Source organism: Streptosporangium sandarakinum, assembly GCF_050942225.1.
Lineage (GTDB): Bacteria > Actinomycetota > Actinomycetes > Streptosporangiales > Streptosporangiaceae > Streptosporangium > Streptosporangium nondiastaticum.
This window is the reverse complement of record NZ_CP192034.1, coordinates 2761603-2783385: the sequence shown is the minus strand read 5'-3', so window position 1 is coordinate 2783385 and position 21783 is coordinate 2761603. Positions and strand designations below refer to the sequence as shown.

The following is a 21783-nucleotide window of genomic DNA, read 5'->3' as shown; positions in this document are numbered from 1 at the left end:
CCGGCGGGCCGTCCGCTACCCGCGCCGGCCGCCGGGCAGGAGACACACCAGCACCGTCGCCACGAGCGCGGCGGCGCAGGTGAACACAGAGGACATCGCCAGCGCGTGCGCCGCGGCCGTGTCCGCGCCCCCGGCGGAGGGGTGGAAGGAGCCGAAGAACACGACCCCGATGATCGCGACGCCGAGCGCGCCGCCGACCTGCTGGGCGGTGGAGAGCACCCCGGAGGCGAGACCGGCGTCGCGCGGGTCGATCCGCGCCAGGACGGCGTTGAGCGAGGGGGTGATGACCAGCCCCCCGCCGACGCTCTGCAGCATGAGGGTCGGGATGACCGCTCCCGGTGCGAACCGTACCCCCGACAGCAGGACGATCGCGGTCGAGGCGTACCCGGCGGCGAGCACGACCGCGCCGGTCATCAGCACGCGGCGGCCGTACCTCGGCACGAGCCTGCCCGCGACCATGCTGAAGACGAAGAACATCGCCGCCGCCGGCGTGTAGGTCAGCCCCGCCCCGAGCGCCGTCATGCCCAGCCCGTCCTGCAACGACACCGACAGGACGAGGTAGTACGAGGTGATGCAGGCGTAGAGGACGAGAACGAGGACGAGGCCGACGGAGAACGGCCGCCTCGAGAAAAGGGAGAGCCGCACCAGGGGGTCGCCGCCGCGCTCGCCGACCCTCCGCTCGACACGGGCGAACACCCCGAAGAGCACGGCACTCGCGGCGAAGCAGGCCCATGTCCACCGGGGCCATCCGGCCTCGCGGCCCTCGATGAGCGGGAAGATCGCCAGGGACGACGCGACGGTGAGGAGCACGACCCCGGGGACGTCGATCCGGCGCGCGCGGGTCCCCCATGTCTCGGGGACCCGCACGGCCGCCGCCAGGATCACGGCGAGTCCGACGGGGAGATTGATCCAGAAGATCGGCCGCCATCCGGAACCGAACAGGTCGGCGCCGATCAGCAGGCCGCCGACGAGCTGACCGCTGACGGTGGCCAGTCCCATCACCATGCCGAGGACGCCGAAGACACGGTGGCGGCCCCGCTCCGGGACCAGCGCGGTGATGACGGCGAAGACCTGCGGGACCATCACCCCGGAGCCCAGGCCCTGGGCGAGTCGCGCCGCGATGAGGCCGTTCGCCGTCCCGGCCAGGGCGCAGGCGACCGAGGCCAGCGTGAAGATCGCCGTCCCCAGGACGAAGACGCGCCTGCGCCCGTACAGGTCGCCGAGTCGCCCTCCGGTGATGAGGAACACCGCGTAGGTGAGCTGGTAGCCCGCCAGCGTCCACTGCAGCTGGCCGCCGGACGCGCCGAGGTCGGCCTGGATCACCGGCTCGGCGACGATGACGATGAACGAGTCGAGGATCGCCATGAACGTGCCGGCCATCATGATCGAGACCACCTGCCACGGCACGCCGGACGACGCCGGCGACCGCGCGGCGTCGGCCGGGGACGGGAGGAGGGGGTCGGAGAGCTCCGCTGGGGACTCCGTGATCTCATTCATAAAGTAAACATACGGTCGTACGTACGTATTCTGCAACGGGAGGTGTGGCAGGATGAGGCCGATGAGCGATCTCGTACGGCGACCGGGCCGGGACGCCGGCGCCGGACCCTCCGTCCGGGCGGACGAGGCGGTGACCGACCGCCGCCTGCTGCGCGGCGTCCAGGCCAGGCGGACGATCGCCCGCCACGCCGTCGACGTGGCCTCACTCGAAGGGCTCGAAGGGCTCAGCTTCGGCCGGCTCGCCACCGACCTGGAGCTCAGCAAGAGCGGGGTCCAGACGCTGTTCGGGACGAAGGAGAACCTGCAGCTCGCCGCCATCGAGATCGCGCACGAGGTGTTCACCGAAGAGGTCGTCCGTCCCGCGGAGACCGCGCCCCGGGGGACGGCCCGGCTGCGCGCGCTGGTCGAACACTGGATCGCCTACGCGGAGACGCCGCTGTTCCCGGGCGGGTGCTTCTGGGTGGCGAACCTCGCCGACTTCGACAGCAGGCCGGGGCCGGTCCGCGACGCGCTCTTCCGCCACCGGGGCGACTGGCTCGCCCATCTCACCGGTGAGCTGCGCCACGCCGCCCGGGCCGGGGAGATCTCCGGTCCGGACGCCGACCTGGCCGCCTTCCAGATCGACGCGGTGCTCTGCGCGGCCAACACCGCGCTGCGCCTCGGCGAAAGGGACGCCATGGACAAGGTCCGCCGCGTGGTCGACGGTCTCCTCTCCCCCGCCGCCTGACCGTACGGCCCCGCCGGGAAGCACCCCGGATGACCATCAGCCTCGCCCGGAAACCGTCCCGGATGACCGTCCGGCCCCACCGGGCCCACGGCACGGGCTCTGCCGCGATCCACGTGTCCGCCCCTCCGCCCGGGGCACGGGATCTTTCCGCGGGGGTGGTTCGTTGGGGGAAGGGCGACAGACGGAGGAGGCACGATGCTCGCGGCACTGACGGGTCTGGGGCTGTCCACGGCGGCCGGGCTCAACGCCTACATCCCGCTGCTGGTCGTCGGCGTGCTCGCCAACCTCACCGACGAGGTACGGCTGCCGAACGAGTTCGCCTGGCTGTCCAACGGCTGGGTGCTCGCGATCATCGGCGTGCTGCTGCTCGCCGAGATCGTGCTCGACAAGGTCCCGGCGGTCGACAGCGTCAACGACATGATCCAGACGGTCGTCCGCCCGGCCTCCGGCGGTGTGGTGTTCAGCGCCACCGAGGCGGCGGCCCGGCTCGACGGCTCGACCTGGATGAGCCACAACCCCTGGCTGAGCTGGGTGCTGGGCATCGCGATCGCGCTGGCCGTACACCTGATGAAGTCCACCGCCAGGCCGGTCGTCAACGTCTCGACCGCCGGGGTGGGCGCCCCCGTGGTCAGCACCCTGGAGGACGCCGGCTCGCTCGGCATGAGCCTGGTCGCCGTCTTCCTGCCGGTCCTGGTGATCGTCGGCGTGGCGATCCTCGCCCTGTTCGGCTGGTGGGCGATCCGCAAGGTACGGCGCCGCCGCGCCCTGCGCCGAAGTCCGGCCTGACCCCGTCCCCGTCCCCGTCCCCGGGGATATGCTCGAAGAACCCGTCTCGCCCCCGTCAGGAGGTGGCTCCCATCGGCACTTTCATCACCATCGCGCTGGTGATCCTGCTGTTCGTCCTTCTCGCCTCGGCGGCCGGGATCTACCTCCTGGTCAAGGTCGGCAAGAAGGCCACCAAGGAGGCCCGCAAGGTCGGCGACCGGGTCGCCACCCACGTGGCGTCGATGGGCACCGGCGAGGCCGCCGAGGCCGAGCGGATGCGCATCGACCTGCGCCGGGAGGTCTCCCTGACCCGCCAGGCCGTCGAGCAGGCGTTGCGTGACGGCTGGGGCCTGGGCGACCTGCCCCACCTGATGGCCGAGATCGCCGTACAGGCCGACCAGCTCGACGCCCAGCTCGGCCTCTACGCCCGGCACGCCCGCATGCCGTCCAACTCCGACCGCCACTCGTTCGGCCTGCTGCGCGACCACCACGCCAAGCTGACCGATTCCTGCTCCCGCATCCGCGCCGACCTGCTCAACGACCAGATGACGCACTCGGCCGGGGTCATCGCCGACCTCCAGAGCCGCACCGACCTGGAGATCGAGGCCCGCCGCCGCGCCCCCGACCCGCTGGACCAGATCGACGAGCTCTACCGGCGCACCATGCTCAGCCGCCCCCAGCGGGAAGAGCCCCGCTGACGGAAGGCGGGGCGATCAACCGGGGACGGCTGCGGACGTACGTCGGGTTCGACGTGGACATCGGCCTAGACCTGAGCACGTACATGGGAGGAAAGGCTCCGTAGGAGCCCCCCGCCCCGGTTCCACCCGTACGGCGGCCCTCTCCCCGCCGCGGGCGACGTCCCGGCTCTCCCGCTCGAACGGGGTGTCCGTTGGTCCACCGAAAAGGTGCCGTGCCGGATTTGGGATGATCGGCCGGTGATCCCTCCCCCTACGGAAGCCGGCCGGGCATCGGCACGGGAACGTGTACGCCGCATCCTCGAAACCCCCCGCCTGCAGCGGGTCGTCATCGTCGTCGTCGTCCTCAACGCGGTCACCATCGGCTGCGAGACCTCCTCGCTCCTCGTCGAGCGGATCGGCGGCCTGCTGCACGTGATCGACCGGGTCACCCTGGCCGTCTTCACCGCCGAGCTCGCCGCCCGGCTGTACGCCTACCGTGGGAAGTTCTTCCGCGACCCGTGGAACTGGTTCGACACACTCGTCGTGGCGGTCTCCTTCGCCCCCGCGTCGGCCTCCACCTCGGTGCTGCGCACGTTGCGGATCGTGCGGGCGCTGCGCCTGGTGTCGGCCGTGCCCAGCATGCGGAAGGTCATCGGCGCCCTGATGGCGGCCGCTCCCGGCATGCTCTCGATCGTCGGCCTGATCATCCTGCTGGTGTACGTCTCGGCGGTGCTGGCGACGCATCTGTTCCGCGACATCGCTCCTCAGCACTTCGCCGAGCTGCCCACCTCGCTGTTCTCCCTGTTCCAGGTCATGACCGGCGAGGGATGGCCCGACATCGCCTCCGAGGTGATGGGGCAGAAGCCCTGGGCGTGGGTGTTCTTCGTCGGCTACATCCCGCTGACCACCTTCGTGGTGCTGAACCTGTTCATCGCCGTCGTCGTCAACGCCATGGACGACCAGACCACCTCGGCCGAGGAGCAGCGCGTCGAGGACACGCTCACCGTCATCGCCGGGGAACTGGCCCGCCTGCACGCCAAGATCGACGAGCTGCAGGCGTCCGCCGGTGACCGGCAGCCCGGCGGGAAGGCCGCGGCGGAGTCCTCCGACATGGCCGGGCCCCGCTAGCCCACGGACCAGATCATGCCGTCGCCGAACGGCGTCACCTCCCCGCCATGGGGGTTCACAGCGGGAAGGATCTCCTCGGGCCGCCCCGGAGGTCTCGCTCCCGGGGCGGCCGGTCGGCTCAGGAGACGCCGGCCTCGCGCATGTCGCGGACCTCGCGCTTGAGCTCCTTGATCTCGTCGCGGAGCCGGGCGGCTACCTCGAACTGCAGGTCGGCCGCGGCCTGGTGCATCTGCTCGGTGAGCGAGGCGACCAGCTCCTCCAGCTGGGCCCGGGGCATCTCCCCGGCGATGGCCTTGGCGTGCTGGCCGGCGGCCTTGGAGGCGAAGCCGGGGACGGGCGCCTTGCCGCGCGTCTGCTGGCGGCCGCCGCCGCCGAGGAGCTGCTCGGTGTCGGCGTCCTCGCGGTTGAGCGAGTCGAGGATGTCGGCGATCTTCTTGCGGAGCGGCTGCGGGTCGATGCCGTGGGCCTCGTTGTAGGCGATCTGCTTGGCCCGGCGGCGGTTGGTCTCCTCGATCGCCCGCTCCATGGACGGGGTGATCCGGTCGGCGTACATGTGCACCTGACCGGAGACGTTTCGGGCCGCGCGGCCGATCGTCTGGATCAGCGAGGTCTCCGAGCGCAGGAAGCCCTCCTTGTCGGCGTCGAGGATGGCCACCAGCGACACCTCCGGCAGGTCGAGGCCCTCGCGCAGGAGGTTGATGCCGACCAGCACGTCGAACTCGCCGGAGCGCAGCTCGCGGAGCAGCTCGATGCGGCGCAGGGTGTCGACCTCGCTGTGGAGGTAGCGGACCCGGATGCCGAGCTCCAGGAGGTAGTCGGTGAGGTCTTCGGCCATCTTCTTGGTCAGCGTGGTGACGAGGGCCCGCTCGTCCTTCTCGGCGCGGATCCTGATCTCGTGGACGAGGTCGTCGATCTGCGACGTCGTGGGCTTGACGATCACCTCGGGGTCGACCAGACCGGTCGGCCGGATGACCTGCTCGACCACGTCGCCGCCGGAGCGGCCCAGCTCGTAGGGGCCGGGGGTGGCCGAGAGGTAGACGGTCTGGCCGATCCGCTCCAGGAACTCCTCCCACTTCAGCGGGCGGTTGTCCATCGCGGACGGCAGCCGGAAGCCGTGCTCGACGAGCGTGCGCTTGCGGGAGGCGTCGCCCTCGTACATCGCGCCGATCTGCGGCACGGTCTGGTGCGACTCGTCCAGCACGAGGAGGAAGTCCTCGGGGAAGTAGTCGAGCAGGGTGTTGGGGGCGCTGCCGGGGGCGCGGCCGTCCATGTGGCGCGAGTAGTTCTCGACGCCGGAGCAGGTGCCGATCTGGCGCAGCATCTCCAGGTCGTAGGTGGTGCGCATGCGCAGCCGCTGCGCCTCCAGGAGCTTGCCCTGGCGCTCCATCCTCTCCAGCGTCTCGGCCAGCTCGGCCTCGATGCCGGCGATGGCCTTCTCCATCCGCTCCGGGCCCGCGACGTAGTGGGAGGCCGGGAAGATGTAGACCTCGTCGTCGTCGGTGATCACCTCGCCGGTCAGCGGGTGCATCGTGGAGAGCTTCTCGATCTCGTCGCCGAACATCTCGATGCGCACGGCGAGCTCTTCGTACTTCGGGATGATCTCGATGGTGTCGCCGCGCACCCGGAAGGTGCCCCGGGTGAAGGCCAGGTCGTTGCGGGTGTACTGCATGTCGACCAGGCGGCGCAGCAGCCGGTCGCGCTCGATCTCCTGGCCCACCTGGAGGCGGGCCATGCGGTCGACGTACTCCTGCGGGGTGCCCAGGCCGTAGATGCACGACACCGAGGCCACCACGATCGTGTCGCGGCGGGTCAGCAGCGAGTTGGTCGCCGAGTGGCGCAGCCGCTCGACCTCGTCGTTGATCGAGGAGTCCTTCTCGATGTAGGTGTCGCTCTGCGGGACGTACGCCTCGGGCTGGTAGTAGTCGTAGTACGAGACGAAGTACTCGACCGCGTTGTTCGGCATCATCTCGCGCAGCTCGTTGGCGAACTGCGCGGCGAGCGTCTTGTTGGGCTGGATGACCAGGGTCGGCCGCTGCAGCCGCTCGATCAGCCAGGCGATCGTGGCGGTCTTGCCGGTGCCCGTGGCGCCCAGCAGGACGGTGTCCTTGTCCCCCGCGCCCACGCGCCGCTCCAGATCGGCGATCGCTGCGGGCTGGTCGCCCGACGGGGTCATCTCGGTGACCACCTGGAAGGGCGCCACCTTGCGCTGCAAATCAGTTACCGGCCTCACTCCACCCACTGTAGGCGGGCCCACCGACATTTCCGTCCGCCCGACCGGCCGGCCGCGGCCCGACCGGACGGGCGGACGGCCACGGTCCGGCGTGCGTGTACGGCGCGCGGGCCGCGCGTCCGCGATCCGCCCGGCCGTACGGCGGGCCGCGCGTCCACGATCCGTCCGGCCGTACGGGCACCTTCGGCCCTCCGGGCGCGTTGGGCGTAAAGAGAGCGTAAAAAAGGGCGTCCGAACGGGCGAGGGCGCGGGACGGAGACACGGGGTTGACGGGTGGCTTCCAGGATGGGCCGGACGGCTTCAATCCGGTGGCAAGCCGACGTCAAGCCCGGCGGACTTCACTGCCGGATACGGCTCCACCGCCCGGTGCCTCGCCGTGATACGCCAAACAGAATCCCCCAAAGACTGATATATCGGACTATCTCGCACGACTAACCCCCCGGAGGTCAGATGTCCCGGTCACAACAGGTCATGCGGACCGCTGCGGCGGCCGCCCAGGCGATGGGGCAGGGAGGTGACCCACGCCAGATGGCCGGCCAGGCCATGGGCCGGCTGGCGGGCCAGTTCACCGGCCAGGCGCCCGGCGAGAAGGGCTTCGCGCTCGATCCGGCCGACTTCGCCGCGGCCCGCGACCAGGACATCTCCACCGGGACGGTCATCGAGGCCCGCAGCGCCTCGCTGGCCGAGGCCGGTGAGATCCTCAGCCGGAGCTTCACCGCGGCCGGGCCGGACGGACGGCCGGCCCATGTGATCTCACCGGTGGTGATCCCCAAGGGGACGACGGCGCGGTTGATCGTCCCGCTGGTGGTCCTGGCCGTCCTCGGCCTGGCCGGGCTGGTGGCCACGGGGCTGCCCGACGGCGCGCGGGTGCTGTTCGGCCCGCACTACTGGCTGGTCCTGGTGCTGGCCGCCGCGTTCCTGTGGTGGCGGCGCAGCGTGGTCATGGTCCCCGAGGGCGCCAAGGCGCTGATCACCAAGTTCGGCAAACTCGTGCAGATCGCCGAGCCGGGCCGGGTGACGTTGTTCAACCCGTGGAAGCGGGTCAGCTACATCGTCAACACCACCCGTGAGTACCCCTTCAACGCGCCCATCAGCGAGGCCCCGACCCAGCAGGGCGTCAAGGCGAGCGTCGACCTGTTCCTGCAGTTCCGCATCGAGGACCCGGCCGAGTTCATCTTCGTCCTCGGCTCGGTCGGCGGCTTCCAGGCCAAGCTGCAGAACGCCATCAGCGAGGTCACCCGCTCCCTCATCTACGCCCAGCGCGCCGAGGAGATCTACGACCTGGTCGGCGAGAGCACCCTGGGCATGCTGGACAGCCTCAACCAGCAGTTCCTGCCCGCCGTACGGCTCACCGACGTGAACATCACGCACGCCGAGCCGACGAGCCAGGAGTACCGGATGGACCTCGCCGCCCCCGAGATGATCAGGGTGGCCAAGGAGGCGTACACCTACGAGTACGAGCTGCAGCTGCGCAAGGAGCAGAACGAGGGAGACCTCGTCAGGGAGCTCGCCGGGCTGCAGGAGCAGCTGTCGGCCATCCAGGCCGAGATCGCCGGATACCAGGCCCGGATGGACACCGCGCTGGAGCGCGCCTCCTACCAGGCCAAGGCGCAGGCGAGCCAGCGGCTGGTGGAGGCGGAGTCCACCGCCAAGGCCAACGCGGCGCTGCTGGAGGCGCAGGCGCTGGACATCCGGGCGCTGAGCGCGGCCCAGGCGCCGGAGATCCTGGACTACCGGTTCCAGCAGGACCTGCTCGACAAGCTGGAGGCGGTGGCCGCGCACCTGCCCCGGATGGTGCAGGTGGGCGAGCGGCCCGACATCGACCTGCTGACCCTGGCCAGGCAGCTCGTCGGCAGCAGGGACACGCAGCTGTTCTCCGAGCAGGACATGGCGGCCATCAGGGCGCGCGTCACCGAGATCGGCAGGCGGGTCGAGGAGCGAGGATCGGAGATCGCCGCCCTGCTGAACCCGGCTCCGGAGACCGGCGGAGCAGGCGGGACAGGCGGGGCAGACGGCACCGGCGGCACCGGTACGGCGGGCGGGACCGGCCCGGCCGGGACGTCACAGGCGGGGCGGGTGGAGCCGTCGGAGCGGACGCTCCGGGCGGCCGAGGCGCAGGGCGGGCCGGCGGCCCGGGAAGGTGAGGACGTGCGATGAGCGCGGAGTTCTCCAAGATCAAGGAATCCCTGGCCTCCTGGTCGGAGATCCGCCAGCTGCTGCGCGGCGGCGAGTCGGGCCGGCTGGTCCCGGTGGTCATCCCCAAGGACCGCCGCGGCTTCGCCTGGCTGACGCTGCCGTTCGCCGCGCTCTACCTCGCCGGCACGGCGGTGCTGGCCGGCGGGTTGATCTCCTTCCTGGCCGCGGCGGGCGCGGTGGTCCTGCTGCTGGCCTCGCTGGTCTGGGTGTGGCGACGGGCGATCATCGAGATCGAGGAGGGCACCACCGGCGTGCGCAGCCGCTGGGGCGCGATCACCGGCACCCTGCCCCCGGGCCGCCACTACCTGTGGCTGCCGTGGGACCGGGTGGACGCGGTGGTGGACACCTCCACCGAGATCCCCTACTCGGCGCCGATCGTGGCCTGCCCGACCGCGGAGAACGTGCCGCTGAAGTCGATCGAGTTCTTCCTGAAGTTCCGCATCGTCGACCCGGTGGCCTTCGTCCGGACGATCGGGGCGAGCAACTTCGACCTCGTGCTGAGCAGCGCCGTACAGGACGCCATCCGCCAGCGCAGCCGCAGGGTGCACACCGAGCGCGCCTACGACCTGCGCGGGTCCGACGTCGGCGACATGCAGGAGCTGCTGACCCGCCAGCTCGGCCGGTACGGCGTGCGGATCACCGGCGCCAACATCCCCGACGTGCAGCTGCCCGACGCCTACCAGCAGCACCTGGCCACCCGGGAGAAGGTCGCCAAGGAGCTGTCGGCGTTCGAACGGGAGTGGGAGCTCACCCGCAAGCGGCGGATCGACACCCTGCTGATGGAGATCGAGCGCGCCAAGAAGACGCGGGACGCGCGGATCGTGGAGGTGCGGGCCGCCGCCAACACCGCCCGCAAGGACGTCGCCCGCATGCTGGAGGAGCACGAGACCGAGGCCCAGCGGGTGCGCTGGGAGATCGAGGCGAAGGGCCGGGCCGAGCTCACCTCCGCCGAGAACGAGGCCCGGGGGCTGCGCAGGCTGGCCGACTCCTACCGCGACAACCGGGCCGTGCTCCAGTACGAGCTGGCCCGCCGCCGCCTCGACGTGGGGGCCAGGCTCGCCGAGAGCGCCCCGCGTCCCCTGGTGGTCCGCACCGACGGCACCTCCGGCGACTCGTCGGCGCTGTCCACGATGCTCCTGGCCCAGCTCCTGCCGCGGATCGGCGGCATCGGCGACGGCGGCGCCGGGAGCGGGAACGGTGTGAACGGCCAGGCCAGGCCGTCCACCCAGCCCGGCTGAGCCCGTCCCGGCCGGACCCCGCCCCGGCCGGGGCGTCCCACCTCGGATCCGTCCCGGCCACGCGCGTCCCGGCCGGGCGCGCCCCGCTCCAGACCCTTTCCGACCCGCGCCCCCTGACCGGGCGCGTTCCACCTCACATCAGATGACACCCGGGGAGTCCCCATGGTTTTCCGCAAGCTGATGGCCGCGTTCGGCGCGGGCGTCGAAGTCGACACGATCCTGCAGAACTCCCACGTCCGCCCCGGCGAGATCCTGCGCGGACGGGTCGACTTCCGCGGCGGCGGCTCCGACCACCAGGTCGAGGGCATCTTCATCGACTTCACCGCGGTCGTCGAGGTCGAGAGCGGCGACAACGAGCACCACGCGACCTACAGCTTCCTGCGCGAGCAGGTGGCCGGGCCGTTCCGGCTCGCGGCGGGCGCGGCCCACTCGGCGCCGTTCGAGATCGCCGTCCCGTGGGAGACCCCGATCAGCGCCGTCGGCGGCCACCCGCTGCGCGGCATGCGGCTCGGCGTGGCCACCGAGCTGGCCCTGGCCGGGGCGCTGGACAAGGGCGACCTCGACCCGCTGTTCGTCAACCCGCTGCCCGCCCAGGACAACGTGCTCGGCGCGCTGAGCCGGATGGGCTTCCACTTCAAGAAGGCCGACCTGGAGCGGGGCACGCTGCGCGGCTCGCGGATGCCGTTCTTCCAGGAGATCGAGTACCACGCGGGCCACGAGTACGGCCGGCACTTCAGCGAGCTGGAGCTGACGTTCATCACCGGGCCGCACTCGATGGACGTCATCCTGGAGGCCGACAAGCGTGGCGGCTTCCTGTCCTCCGGCGGCGACACCTACGACCGGTTCACGGTCCGGCATGACGACCACCCGGGCCAGGTGGAGCAGTCACTGCGCGCGGGGCTGGAGTCGATGGCCCGCAGGCGCGGCTGGTTCTGACCGCCCCGGTCACCCTCCCCGTACGGCCGGCGCCCCGCCGGTGAGCCGGCCGTACGGGAGACCCGGGCGTGGACGCCCGTTTTCCGGGAGAGCGTCGAGGCGACCCGATCCCGTCCCGTTCCGTGCCTGGAGCGCGGCGGGATCCGGTCCTACTATGACGGCGGGGACATCGGCCGCGCGGGGCGGCGACCCGGGCGGGGCCGCGGGCGAAGCGTGAACCGGGGCGGATCGGGCGGGACCGAGGACGAGACGCGGACCCGGCGGATCGGGCGGGCCGGTGGACCCGGTGAACGGGCGGGCGGACGGGCGGAGCGCGCATGGGTCGGATGGCACGGTTCGGGACATGGCTCGGCAAGAACGCCGACGGTTTCATCGCCCTGCTGCTCGCGGTGGGCGTCGGCGTGGTGGGCCTGCTGGACGACGCCATCGACAAGGCCGTGCGCGACCAGGTGATCGAGTCCGGGACCCTGCTGGTGCTGGCCCTGCTGACCACCGCGATCCTGCGTGACCGCTGGCGCCAGGAGCCGGCCGAGACGGCGATGCGGGAGAGCTTCGCCAGGACCTCCACGCTGCCGGAGCGGATGCAGCGGCTGGAGGGCGTGGTCTCCGAGGCCGGGCGGGCCCTCGCGGACCTGTCGGTCGTCAAGGTCCTCAACGGCGCGGAGGAGATCGCCAAGGCGCACGCGGAGGCGCGCGCCGGCACCGACCGCTGGACCTTCAAGGGCGGTACGGGCACGTATCTCCGCGCGGTGACGCTGCCCGAGTGCGTGGCGGCCGCGCGGGCGCAGCGGCGCGCGCTGCTGATGCGCCTGGAGATCATCGACCCGGCCGACGAGCGGGTCTGCGAGGCGTACGCCCGCTTCCGCCGGTCGATGTCGCAGGAGCCGGACGGCACGGGCGAGGTCTGGACGGCCGAGCGCACCCGCAAGGAGGCGTTCGCCACCATCCTCGCGGGCTGCTGGTACCACCAGCGGTTCGGCCTGCTGGAGATCCACATCGGGCTGTCGGCCACGATGACGACGTTCCGCTGGGACCTGTCGGCCTCCTCGCTGATCATCACCGGGGAGGACCCGCGGCGGGCGCTGCTCGCCGGGCGGCGGTCCTTCTACTACGACAGCTGCACCACCGAGCTGATGGCCAGCCTGGAGCAGGCCAGGCGGGTGCCGATCGAGCTGGCCAGGTCGGTCCCGCTCGGCGACGAGCCGACGATCGAGGAGGTGCGCAAGCTGTTCGAGACCCTCGGCCTGCCCCTCCCCCGGTCCTACACCGACAGGGATGTCGCCGACCTCACGCGCAAGGCGCTCCGGGCCAAGAATCCCTACCCCTGACGGGACGAGATGAGATACCAGGAGCTGTACGAGGAGATGACCGGTGGCCGCGGAGGCGAGGCCCTGCGCGGCTGGGCCGGGCGGGTGCTGCGGGACATCGCGTCGGGCGCCTCCCCGGTCGCCGGGGTCCGCCATCCGCTCGGGTTCCTCTGCCTGCCGCTGGAGCGGACCGGGGAGTACGGCGTGTGCCTGCACATCTGGTCCGGCGCGCTGCCGCGCGCCGCCTCCACCACCTCCCAGATCCACTGCCACAGCTGGGACCTGGTCAGCCACGTGCTGTACGGCCGGGTGGAGAACGTGCGCGCCGACGTCGGCGACGCGGGCGGCGGTGCGGGGGACACGGGGGACGGCGTCGCGGGCGCGGCCGGCGGGATCCCCGGGCACGCCGGAGAGGCCCCGGGCGGAGACGGTGGAACAACCGGGCACGCCGGAGAGGCCGCGGGCGGAGGCGGCGGGACGACCGTCCCGCCCGGGGCCACCCACCGGGTCTTCGAGGTCGTCAGCGACGCGGGCGGCGACCGCATCCTGCCGACCCCGCGCACCGTCCGGTGCGCCCCCGGGGTGAGCGAGGTGTACGGGCCGGGCGAGACCTACACGCTGCCCGCCGGGGTTTTCCACTCCAGCGTCGTACCCGGCGGGGAGACCGCCACGATCGCGCTGGGCCACGGCCGTCCCGGCCGCAGCGACCTGTCGCTCGGCCCGCTCGGGCTCGGCGCCCACCTGGTCCCCCGCCACCGCTGCGACGCGCGGGAGACCGCGCGGGCCGCGCTGCACGCGGCGGGACGCCTGTCCTGACCGCCCACCGGGCGGACCGGCGGGCGCCGGTCCACGACACGACCGAGGAGGACCACATGGTTCGGCAGACGAGCGAGGGCCGCGCCGGGGAGCGGGATGGGAAGCACACCGGGGGCGGCGCCACGGAGCGGGACAGGGAGCACACCAGGGGCGGCGCCGCGGAGCGGGACCAGGATCACGCCGCCGCGCCGGCGGATCTGGAGCGCGCCCTCCGGGTCGCCGTGGACGCCGCGCGGGCGGCCGGCTGGCTGATCACCGAGGGCACCCGGGCGGCCCTCGTGGTCAACCCCAAGGGCGACGACGGCGACGTGGTCACCGACCTCGATCTCTCGTCGGAGAGGCTGCTGGTCGGCCGGGTCCTCTCGGCGTTCCCCGGGCACGCGGTGATCTCCGAGGAGGCGGGCGTGCTGGGTGAGGCCGGGTCGGAGTGGACGTGGGTCATCGATCCGCTCGACGGCACCAACAACGTGGCGATCGGCCTGCCCCTGTACGCCGTGGGCCTGGCGCTGTGCCGCGGCGGGCGGCCCGAGCTGGGGGTCGTGCACGAGCCGGTGACCGGCCGTACCTGGTCGGCCGTGCGGGGCCGGGGCGCGGTCGGCCCGGCGGGCCCGCTGTCGGCTCCGCCGTACCGGCCCGGCCGCTCCGGCCCGGTGCTGGCCTGGGTCCAGGGGTACGGCGTGCGGCGCGGCGACCCCGTGGCCACGGCGCTGAAGGCGGCGCTCGACCTGCGTGCCCGCCGGGTGCTGCGGCTGTGGGCCCCTCTGCTCGCCTGGGTGATGCTGGCCCGGGGGGACATCGACGGGATCGTGGGCTACCGGACCGGGGTCGTCGACCTGCCGGGCGGCCTGCTGATCGCACGGGAGGCCGGGGCGGTGGTCGGCGGCTTCGACGGCGCGCCGTTCGACCGCGTCCCGCTGGACGGGAGCGGGTGCGACTTCGTCGCCGGGCGGGCCGGGCTGCGGGAGGAGCTGCTGGAGGAGGTCCTGAAGGAGGCCGGGGCCGTCCGGGAGGCCGCGCCGTGACTCCCGCTGACTCCCACTGACTCCCACGGCCCCCGCCGGATCCCCCGTCGGAACCCCGCGCCCCTCGCGGACGTCAGGCGGTGAGCAGCAGCGCGGCCACGGCGGCGACCACCCCGGTCACCGCCAGCCCGGCCCCGGCCAGCACGAACGTCAGCGGCGGCACCCGCACCGCGCGGCGGCGGCACCACTCGAACCACAGCAGGGTGGCCAGCGACGCCCAGGGGGTGACCACCGGTCCGATGTTGGTGCCGATGAGCAGGGCGAGGAGCTGGTCGCGGTTGCCGGGCGGGACGACCTCCTCCACCGCGGTGTAGGCGGGCAGGTTGTTGATCAGGTTGGCCAGCCCGCCGCCGGTGACCGCCGCCCGGTAGGCGCCGCCGCTGTCGCCCGCCGTGCCGGTCAGCGCGCCCATGAGGTCGGCCAGGCCGTACCGGCTCAGGGTGGGCACCACCAGGAACAGGCCGGTGACGAAGACCAGGAGCTGCCAGGGGAACAGGGCGAGGGTGAGCTTGGACCGGTCGCGCCAGGCGAAGGCGGCGATCATCAGCACCGCCGCGGCGAGGGCGGCGAGCTGGATCGGCAGCTCCAGCAGGAGCGCGGCGATGAACAGCACGCACACCGTGGCCGCGACCCGGAACAGCAGCGGGTCGGCGACCGGGACGGGACCGGGCGGGACGTAGCGGCCGGCGCCGCGCCGGCCGCGCCGCCAGAAGAACACCCACAGGAAGACCATGGTGACCGCGATCGAGGCGGCCTGCGGCAGCCAGAGCCGCCCGGCGAACTCCTTGGTGGACATGCCCAGGCGGTCCATGGCGAGAAGGTTCGTCAGGTTCGACACCGGCAGCAGCAGGCTCGCGGTGTTGGCCAGCCAGACGGTGGTCATGGCCAGCGGCAGCGCGGCGATGCCGGTCCTGGCGGCCAGGGCGAGCATGACCGGCGTCAGCAGCACGGCGGTGGTGTCGAGGTTGAGGAACATGGTGACCAGGGCGGCGAAGGCGGTGCACAGCAGGAACAGCGCCGCGTAGTTCCCCCGCCCGGCCGCCGCCAGCCTCGCCGCGATCACGTCGAAGACCCCGGCCTCCTTGACGAGCTCGGCCATCACGATCACCGCGCCGAGGAACAGCAGGATGGGCGCTATCCGCGTCAGCTCGGCCCGGGCGTCCCCGATGGGCAGCAGGCCGGTCAGAACGGACAGGAGACCCAGCGCCAGCAGGCCGATCCGAATCCAGTCCAGAACGCTCAGTCGCCGCAGCACACCGACCATGATCCACGAGGCCGGTCAAGATCGCACGCCCGTCCTTGATCGAACCCCTTCGAATCGCCGGTACGGCGGGCGATACTGGACTCCCGTTGGACGGCGGCGAGGGGTGTGATCGCTATGGCGCGCGACGACAGGCCGATCGACATCTTCGTCAGCTACTCCCCCGCCGACGAGCGCTGGGCGTCGTGGATCGCCTGGGAGCTGGAGGCCGCCGGCTACCGCACGATGATCCAGGCGTGGGACTTCGTGCCGGGGACCCAGTTCATCGAGTTCATGGACCGCGGTGTCAGCGAGGCCGCGCTGGTGGTCGCGGTGCTGTCGCGCAACTACCTCAGGTCGCGCTGGGGGCGGATGGAGTGGCAGGCCGCGCTGCGCGCCGACCCCGACAACCCCTCCAACAAGCTGGTCACGATCCGGCTGGAGGACTGCCCGCTGGAGGGGCTGCTGGCCACGATCACCTGGGTGGACCTGGTCGGGGTGACCGGCGCCGACGAGGCGCGGGCGCTGCTGCTGAACCGGATCGAGCAGGCGCTGGCCGGCCGTGCCAAGCCGCTGGACCGGCCGTCCTTCCCCGTCGGCCCGGCCCTCACCGGCGGGACGGCGGCCGTCCCCGGCGAGGTCCCGGCGGCGCCGTCCCGGCACGGGCCGGCGCGGGCCCGCCGTACCCCGGTGGCGCCGCCCGCCTACCCGGCCGGGCCGCCGGCGCGGGGCCCGCGCGGGCCGGTGACGCTGCTGCACGTGGCGGGCCCCCGGTTCGGCCGGGGGCTGGCCGCCGAGGACGAGCCGCTGACGGCCGAGGAGCTGCAGCCGCGGATCTGGGCCGACCTGACCCGGATGCGGGACGCCGGGGCGCCGCGGCCCGACCTGATGATCGTGACCGGTGACCTCACCGAGTCGGGCAGCCGCCGCGAGTTCGGCGAGGCCGCGGCGTTCCTGACCGGGCTGCGGGTGCTGCTCGGCCTGGAGCCGCAGCGGCTGGTGGTCGTGCCCGGCCCCCGCGACGTCACCAAGGCCGCCTGCCGGGCCTACTTCAGCAACTGCGAGGCCGACGACGTGCGCCCGCAGCCGCCCTACTGGCCCAAGTGGCGGCACTTCGCCGCCCTGTTCGAGGAGCTCTACCTGGGGCTCGACGGGCCGGAGTTCGACAGCGCCCAGCCGTGGACGCTCTTCGCCGTCCCCGACCTGAAGGTCGTGGTGGCCGGGCTCAACTCCACGATGGCGATGAGCCACCGCGAGGAGGACGGCTACGGCTTCGTCGGCGAGGCGCAGGCCGCGTGGTTCGCCGAGCGGCTGCGGCCGTTCGAGGAGGCGGGCTGGCTGCGGGTCGGCGCGGTCGGCCACCCGCCCGCCACGCCCCACCTGCGTGACGCCGCGACGGTCGAGCGGCTGCTGGCCGGGCGGCTCAACCTGCTGCTGCACGGCGCCGGCGGCACGCGCGGCGTGTCCGCCGCCGACGGCCCGGAGACGGGGGCGGCGCCGGGCCGCGGGACGCGCTGCGCCTGCCCGCCCTGGCCCCGGGACGCCACCGGATCATCGAGGTGACCGCGGACGGCCTGCGCCGCTGGGACCGCGACCGCGACGACCCGGCGCCCACCGAGGAGGTGACACGCCGGTGGCACGCGACGGGGCTGACGTTCGCCCCAGCCGACTCCCCGAGGGCCTCGCCGGCCCCGCCGCCCTGCCGCCGGCCGGGCCCGGCCCTGCCGGGCCGGAGCGGGCGCCGTCCCCGTCGATGCTGCTGCTCGACCGGATCGCCGAGGTGTGCGAGGCCCGGCATGACCGGGTCAAGATCAGGAAGATTCCCGGCGAGGTTCCGCAGCTGCTGGTCACCTACCCCGAGGACGGCTTCGTCCGGCAGCTGCGGATCGGCGCGCACGCCGGGGAGCCGACCCGGCGCGAGGTGGAGGCGTTCGCCGGCCAGGTGCACGCCTCCGGGATGGAGCACGGCGCCGAGCTGGTCTACCAGGGGCCGCCGCCGGCGCCGGCGCTGCGCGAGGAGACGGCCCGGCGGGGGCTGCGGCTGCGCAGCTTCACCGAGTTCCAGGGGCTGATGGACCTGACGGGATACGTCGCCGACCAGACGGCGCGGCTGCGCGCCGACCGGCGCTACCCGCCGGAGCTGTACGTGCCGCAGCGGTTCCGGGAGCTGGACCGCCCCGGCGGGCAGGTCCGGGAGGGCCTGACCGACGAGCTGATGCGGCTGCTGGCCGCCGACCACGGCCGGTTCCTGCTGCTGCTGGGCGACTTCGGGCACGGCAAGACCTTCGCGCTGCGCGAGCTGGCCCGGCGGATCCCGGTGGAGCTGCCGCACCTGGTGCCGATCCTGATCGAGCTGCGCTCCCTGGACAAGGCGCACTCGGTGGACGGGCTGGTCGCCGCGCACCTGGCCGGGCACGGCGAGGACGTCATCGACCTGAAGGCGTTCCACTACATGCTCCGCCAGGGCCGCGTGGTGCTGCTGTTCGACGGGTTCGACGAGCTGGTCACCCGGGTGACCTACGACCGCGCCGCCGACCACCTCGACACGCTGCTGCAGGCGGCCGAGGACAAGGCGAAGATCGTCGTGGCCGGCCGTACCCAGCATTTCAAGTCCAGCGCGCAGGTGCTGACCAAGCTCGGCGAGAGGGTGGGGCTGCTGCCGCAGCGGCGGCTGCTGAGCATCGAGGACTTCACCCGGCCGCAGATCCACTCCTACCTCGTCAACCGCTACGGCGGCGACGAGGACGCTGCGGGCGACCGGTTCTCGCTGATGAGCGACATCGGGGACCTGCTGGGCCTGGCGAGCAACCCGCGGATGCTCGGCTTCATCGCCGACCTCGACGGGCAGCGCCTGGCCACCGTCGCCCGGGCCCGGCACACCATCAGCGCGGCGCTGCTGTACGAGGAGATCATCGGCTCCTGGCTCGCCTTCGAGGAGCATCGGGTGCACGGCGTGCCGGGCGCGACCACCGGGCTGCGCGCCCGGCAGCTGCGCGAGGCGGTGACGGCGCTGGCGTTGCGGCTGTGGGAGAGCGGCGAGGCGTACCTGCGGCCCGCCGAGCTGGCCGAGGCCGCCGAGACGCTGACCGGCCTGGCCGACGGGCAGCTGACCGGCGGGCAGACCGCGCACGCGGTCGGGACGGGCAGCCTGCTGGTCCGCACCGAGGAGGGCCTGTTCGGGTTCATCCACTCCTCCGTCGTGGAGTGGCTGGTCGCCCGGCACGTCGCCGCGACGTTCCCCGACCCGGCGGCGCTCGCCCGCAGGCCGTTGTCGCAGCTGACGGTGGAATTCCTGTGCGACCTGGCCGACGTGCGCGCCTGCCGGACCTGGGCGGCCGGGGTGCTGGCCGACCCGGACGCCGGCGACGTCGCCCGGGCCAACGCCGTCAGGATCACCACCAGGCTGCGCACGCCCGCGATGACCGACCTACGGGGCGCCGTGCTGCGCGGCGAGGATCTGTCCGAGCGTGACCTGCGGGAGGTCGACCTCACCGGCGCCGACCTGACCGACGCCGTCCTCGCCGGGGCCGACCTGTCGCGCGCCGTGCTGCGCGGCGCGCGGCTGACCGGGGCCGTGCTGGACGAGGCCAGGCTCACCGGAGCCGACCTGCGCGGCGCCGACCTGACCCGGGCCCGGCTGGCCAGGGCGGACCTGCGGGACGCGGCGCTGGCGGGCAGCCGCTGGCAGCGGGCCGCGCTGATCGACGTCACCGGTACGGTGACCGGCGTCCCGGAGCTGCGCGGCGCCGCGATCGCGCCGGGCCACCCGGTGGAGATCGAGCTCGCCCCGGCGGCGATCGGCGTGCCGTACGGCTACCACTTTCAAAGCGGCAGGCTGCCCGAGCCCGTCGCCTACAGCCCCGACGGCGAGACCATGGTGATCGGCGGCGACGACGGCGGGGTGCTGCTGTGCGACGGCTCCACGGGCCTGCCGATCAGGAACCTGCGCGGCCACCGCGGGCGGGTCTACGCCGTCACGTTCGCCGACTCGGGCGACCTGCTGGCCACCGGGGCGAGCGACGGCACGGTCCGGCTGTGGGACCCGGTCACCGCGCAGGCGTCCCACGTGCTCACCGGGCACCGCGACGGGGTGTGGCCGGTGCTGTTCGGCCCCGGCGGCCGGTTGGTGGCGGCCGGCGGCGCCGACGGCGTGGTGCGGCTCTGGGACACCGCCACCGGCCTGCCGTACCGGGAGCTGGCCGGGCACCGGGCGCCGATCTACACCGCGGCGTTCGACGCGGGCGGCGGCACGCTCGTCACCGGCGACGCCGGCGGGACGATCCGGATGTGGGACGTGCGGTCCGGCTCGCTCGTCCGGACCCTGACCGGTCACCGCGGCCGGGTCTATCGCCTCGCCTACGACCCCGGCGGCACGCTCCTGGCGGCCGGGGGTCGCGAAGGCGCGGTGCGGATCTGGGACCCCCGCGACGGGCGGGTCCTGCACGAGCTGACCGGGCACGCCGGCCGCGTCTACGCGCTGGCCTTCACCCCGTCCGGGCGGCTGCTGGCGACCGGCGACACCGAGGGCGAGATCCGGCTGTGGGACCCGGTCACCGGCGCCTCGCGGGGCGTGCGCGCCGGCCACCGCGCGGCGGTCTACCAGGTCGCGTTCAGCCCCGACTCCGCGCTGCTGGCCAGCGCCGACTCCGACGGCGCGGTCCACCTGCGCGACGTCTCCGACGACCGGGGCCGGGTGGAGCTGACCGGGCACCGCGGCTCGGTCTGGCCGTTCGCCTTCCGGCCCGACGGCGGCCGGCTCGCCACCGTCAGCAACGACGGCACGGCCCGGCTGTGGGACCCGGTCACCGGGCAGTGCCGGCACGTGCTGCGCGGCCACGGACGGAAGATCACCTCGGTGCGGTTCAGCGGCGACGGCAGCATGCTGGCGACCAGCGGCAACGACGGGGTCGTGCGGATCTGGGAGCCGCGCACCGGCCGCCGCCTGCGGGAGCTCACCGGGCAGGCCGACCGGCTCATCTCCGCCGACTTCAGCCCGGCCGGTCCCACGCTCGCCACCGCCAGCAACGACGGCGGGGTGCACTTCTGGAACGCCGCCACCGGCGACTACGAGCGGGAGCTGGACGTCGAGACCGACCACGTGTGGGCGGAGGCGTTCAGCCCCGCCGGGGACCACATCGCCACCGCCAACGACGACGACAGCGTCTGCGTCTGGTACCGGCCGAGCGGCCGGCGGGTCGTCAGGCTCGCCGACCACCACGGCCGGGTCCGCTCCATCGCGTTCAGCCCGGACGGCGAGCGCCTGGCGACCGGCTGCGACGACCGGCTGGTGCGGATCTGGGAGATCGGGAGCGGCGAGTGCGTCGCCGTCCTGGAGGGGCACACCGACCGGGTGTACGCGGTGACCTTCAGCCCGGACGGCCACGAGCTGCTCAGCGCCGGCAACGACGGCCAGGCCCTGGTGTGGGACCTGCGGCGGGAACACCCGGAGCTCCGGCGCGCCCTCACCCGCGGCTCCGGGCGGCTGTGGACCGCCGCCTGCAGCCCGGACGGCTCGCTGCTGGCCACCGGCGGCGACGACCTGTCGGTGCGGCTCTGGGACGCCCGCACCGGCCGGCACCTGCACTCCCTCACCGGGCACACCCGGCGGATCTGGTCGCTGGCCTTCGCCCCCGGCGGGGACCTGCTGGCCAGCGCGGGCGACGACGGCGTGGTGATCCTGTGGGATCTGCGCCCCGGTACGGCTCCCGCCCGGCGGGTCTCGCTCCTGGGACTGGCCGAGGGGTGGGCGGCCATCGCGCCGGACGGGCGGTACAAGCTGGTGGGCGACGTGGCGGGCCAGTTCTGGTACGCCGTGGGGACCCGCCGGTTCGAGCCGGGGGAACTGGACGCCTACCTGCCGGTGGCCGGCCGGATCCCGCTGGACGCCGAGTTCTGACGCCCGGCCCCGGGCCGCGCGGGCCTCCCGCGGTGGGACGGGCCTCCCGCGGTGGGACGGGCGCCGGAACGGTCCGGCGGACGGGCTCCGGGCGCCCCTGGCGACGCG

General features: G+C 73.3%; 15 protein-coding genes. 12 read left to right on the top strand and 3 right to left on the bottom strand.

Annotated features, from left to right (window positions below):
* Positions 1-15 precede the first annotated feature (15 nt).
* The gene (locus tag ACQP10_RS12895; protein WP_433541422.1) at positions 16-1497 is read right to left on the bottom strand and encodes an MFS transporter; all 1482 of its coding nucleotides are present in this window, start codon (positions 1495-1497) and stop codon (positions 16-18) included.
* 61 nt (positions 1498-1558) lie between these two features.
* Here ACQP10_RS12895 and ACQP10_RS12890 point away from each other — a divergent pair, with 61 nt between their 5' ends.
* The 4 genes from ACQP10_RS12890 to ACQP10_RS12875 all read left to right on the top strand — a co-directional run bounded on the left by ACQP10_RS12890 (position 1559) and on the right by ACQP10_RS12875 (position 4794).
* Positions 1559-2224: a TetR family transcriptional regulator C-terminal domain-containing protein gene (locus tag ACQP10_RS12890; protein ID WP_433541421.1), complete on the top strand. Its 666-nt coding sequence runs from the start codon at positions 1559-1561 to the stop codon at positions 2222-2224.
* Between the two features lie 195 nt (positions 2225-2419).
* Positions 2420-3010, top strand: a complete 591-nt coding sequence (locus ACQP10_RS12885) for a DUF4126 domain-containing protein (protein WP_346020237.1) — start codon at positions 2420-2422, stop codon at positions 3008-3010.
* Positions 3011-3072: 62 nt separating this feature from the next.
* Positions 3073-3687 carry a hypothetical protein gene (locus ACQP10_RS12880; RefSeq protein WP_346020238.1) on the top strand — a complete coding sequence of 205 codons (615 nt, stop codon included), beginning with the start codon at positions 3073-3075 and terminating at the stop codon, positions 3685-3687.
* A 237-nt stretch (positions 3688-3924) separates the two neighbouring features.
* Entirely contained in the window at positions 3925-4794 is an 870-nt protein-coding gene (locus tag ACQP10_RS12875) for an ion transporter (protein WP_346020239.1), read from the top strand.
* A gap of 118 nt (positions 4795-4912) precedes the next feature.
* On the opposite strand, the gene uvrB is transcribed toward ACQP10_RS12875, so the two are convergent.
* A complete protein-coding gene (gene uvrB / locus ACQP10_RS12870; protein WP_312872963.1) occupies positions 4913-7024 on the bottom strand; it encodes an excinuclease ABC subunit UvrB in 2112 nt (703 codons plus the stop codon).
* Between the two features lie 450 nt (positions 7025-7474).
* Between uvrB and ACQP10_RS12865 the strand changes: the two genes are divergently transcribed.
* From ACQP10_RS12865 to ACQP10_RS12840, 6 genes are all read left to right on the top strand, one after another.
* Positions 7475-9181: an SPFH domain-containing protein gene (locus ACQP10_RS12865; RefSeq protein WP_433541420.1), complete on the top strand. Its 1707-nt coding sequence runs from the start codon at positions 7475-7477 to the stop codon at positions 9179-9181.
* Entirely contained in the window at positions 9178-10458 is a 1281-nt protein-coding gene (locus ACQP10_RS12860; protein ID WP_433541419.1) for an SPFH domain-containing protein, read from the top strand. The genes ACQP10_RS12865 and ACQP10_RS12860 overlap by 4 nt, the downstream gene beginning before the upstream one ends.
* A 162-nt stretch (positions 10459-10620) precedes the next feature.
* Positions 10621-11394, top strand: a complete 774-nt coding sequence (locus ACQP10_RS12855; RefSeq protein WP_346020242.1) for a sporulation protein — start codon at positions 10621-10623, stop codon at positions 11392-11394.
* Positions 11395-11711: 317 nt separating this feature from the next.
* The gene (locus tag ACQP10_RS12850) at positions 11712-12722 is read left to right on the top strand and encodes a hypothetical protein (protein WP_179818313.1); all 1011 of its coding nucleotides are present in this window, start codon (positions 11712-11714) and stop codon (positions 12720-12722) included.
* Between the two features lie 9 nt (positions 12723-12731).
* Positions 12732-13517 (top strand): hypothetical protein, encoded by a 786-nt coding sequence (locus tag ACQP10_RS12845; RefSeq protein WP_346020243.1) that lies wholly within the window; start codon positions 12732-12734, stop codon positions 13515-13517.
* Between the two features lie 56 nt (positions 13518-13573).
* Positions 13574-14539, top strand: a complete 966-nt coding sequence (locus ACQP10_RS12840; protein WP_433541418.1) for an inositol monophosphatase family protein — start codon at positions 13574-13576, stop codon at positions 14537-14539.
* 73 nt (positions 14540-14612) lie between these two features.
* On the opposite strand, the gene ACQP10_RS12835 is transcribed toward ACQP10_RS12840, so the two are convergent.
* The gene (locus tag ACQP10_RS12835) at positions 14613-15803 is read right to left on the bottom strand and encodes an SLC13 family permease (RefSeq protein ID WP_433541417.1); all 1191 of its coding nucleotides are present in this window, start codon (positions 15801-15803) and stop codon (positions 14613-14615) included.
* A gap of 114 nt (positions 15804-15917) precedes the next feature.
* Here ACQP10_RS12835 and ACQP10_RS12830 point away from each other — a divergent pair, with 114 nt between their 5' ends.
* Positions 15918-17342 carry a TIR domain-containing protein gene (locus ACQP10_RS12830; RefSeq protein WP_433541416.1) on the top strand — a complete coding sequence of 475 codons (1425 nt, stop codon included), beginning with the start codon at positions 15918-15920 and terminating at the stop codon, positions 17340-17342.
* A gap of 70 nt (positions 17343-17412) precedes the next feature.
* Positions 17413-21675 (top strand): pentapeptide repeat-containing protein, encoded by a 4263-nt coding sequence (locus tag ACQP10_RS12825; RefSeq protein ID WP_433541415.1) that lies wholly within the window; start codon positions 17413-17415, stop codon positions 21673-21675.
* Positions 21676-21783 lie beyond the last annotated feature (108 nt).

What these genes read in the sequence shown, in the direction of transcription:
- ACQP10_RS12855 (WP_346020242.1), top strand. Translation starts at nt 10,621, where the DNA reads ATGGTTTTCCGCAAGCTGATGGCCGCGTTCGGCGCGGGCGTCGAAGTC.
- ACQP10_RS12895 (WP_433541422.1), bottom strand. Translation starts at nt 1,497, where the DNA reads ATGAATGAGATCACGGAGTCCCCAGCGGAGCTCTCCGACCCCCTCCTC.
- ACQP10_RS12885 (WP_346020237.1), top strand. Translation starts at nt 2,420, where the DNA reads ATGCTCGCGGCACTGACGGGTCTGGGGCTGTCCACGGCGGCCGGGCTC.
- ACQP10_RS12835 (WP_433541417.1), bottom strand. Translation starts at nt 15,803, where the DNA reads ATGGTCGGTGTGCTGCGGCGACTGAGCGTTCTGGACTGGATTCGGATC.
- ACQP10_RS12890 (WP_433541421.1), top strand. Translation starts at nt 1,559, where the DNA reads ATGAGCGATCTCGTACGGCGACCGGGCCGGGACGCCGGCGCCGGACCC.
- ACQP10_RS12850 (WP_179818313.1), top strand. Translation starts at nt 11,712, where the DNA reads ATGGGTCGGATGGCACGGTTCGGGACATGGCTCGGCAAGAACGCCGAC.
- ACQP10_RS12860 (WP_433541419.1), top strand. Translation starts at nt 9,178, where the DNA reads ATGAGCGCGGAGTTCTCCAAGATCAAGGAATCCCTGGCCTCCTGGTCG.
- ACQP10_RS12845 (WP_346020243.1), top strand. Translation starts at nt 12,732, where the DNA reads ATGAGATACCAGGAGCTGTACGAGGAGATGACCGGTGGCCGCGGAGGC.
- ACQP10_RS12865 (WP_433541420.1), top strand. Translation starts at nt 7,475, where the DNA reads ATGTCCCGGTCACAACAGGTCATGCGGACCGCTGCGGCGGCCGCCCAG.
- ACQP10_RS12840 (WP_433541418.1), top strand. Translation starts at nt 13,574, where the DNA reads ATGGTTCGGCAGACGAGCGAGGGCCGCGCCGGGGAGCGGGATGGGAAG.
- ACQP10_RS12830 (WP_433541416.1), top strand. Translation starts at nt 15,918, where the DNA reads ATGGCGCGCGACGACAGGCCGATCGACATCTTCGTCAGCTACTCCCCC.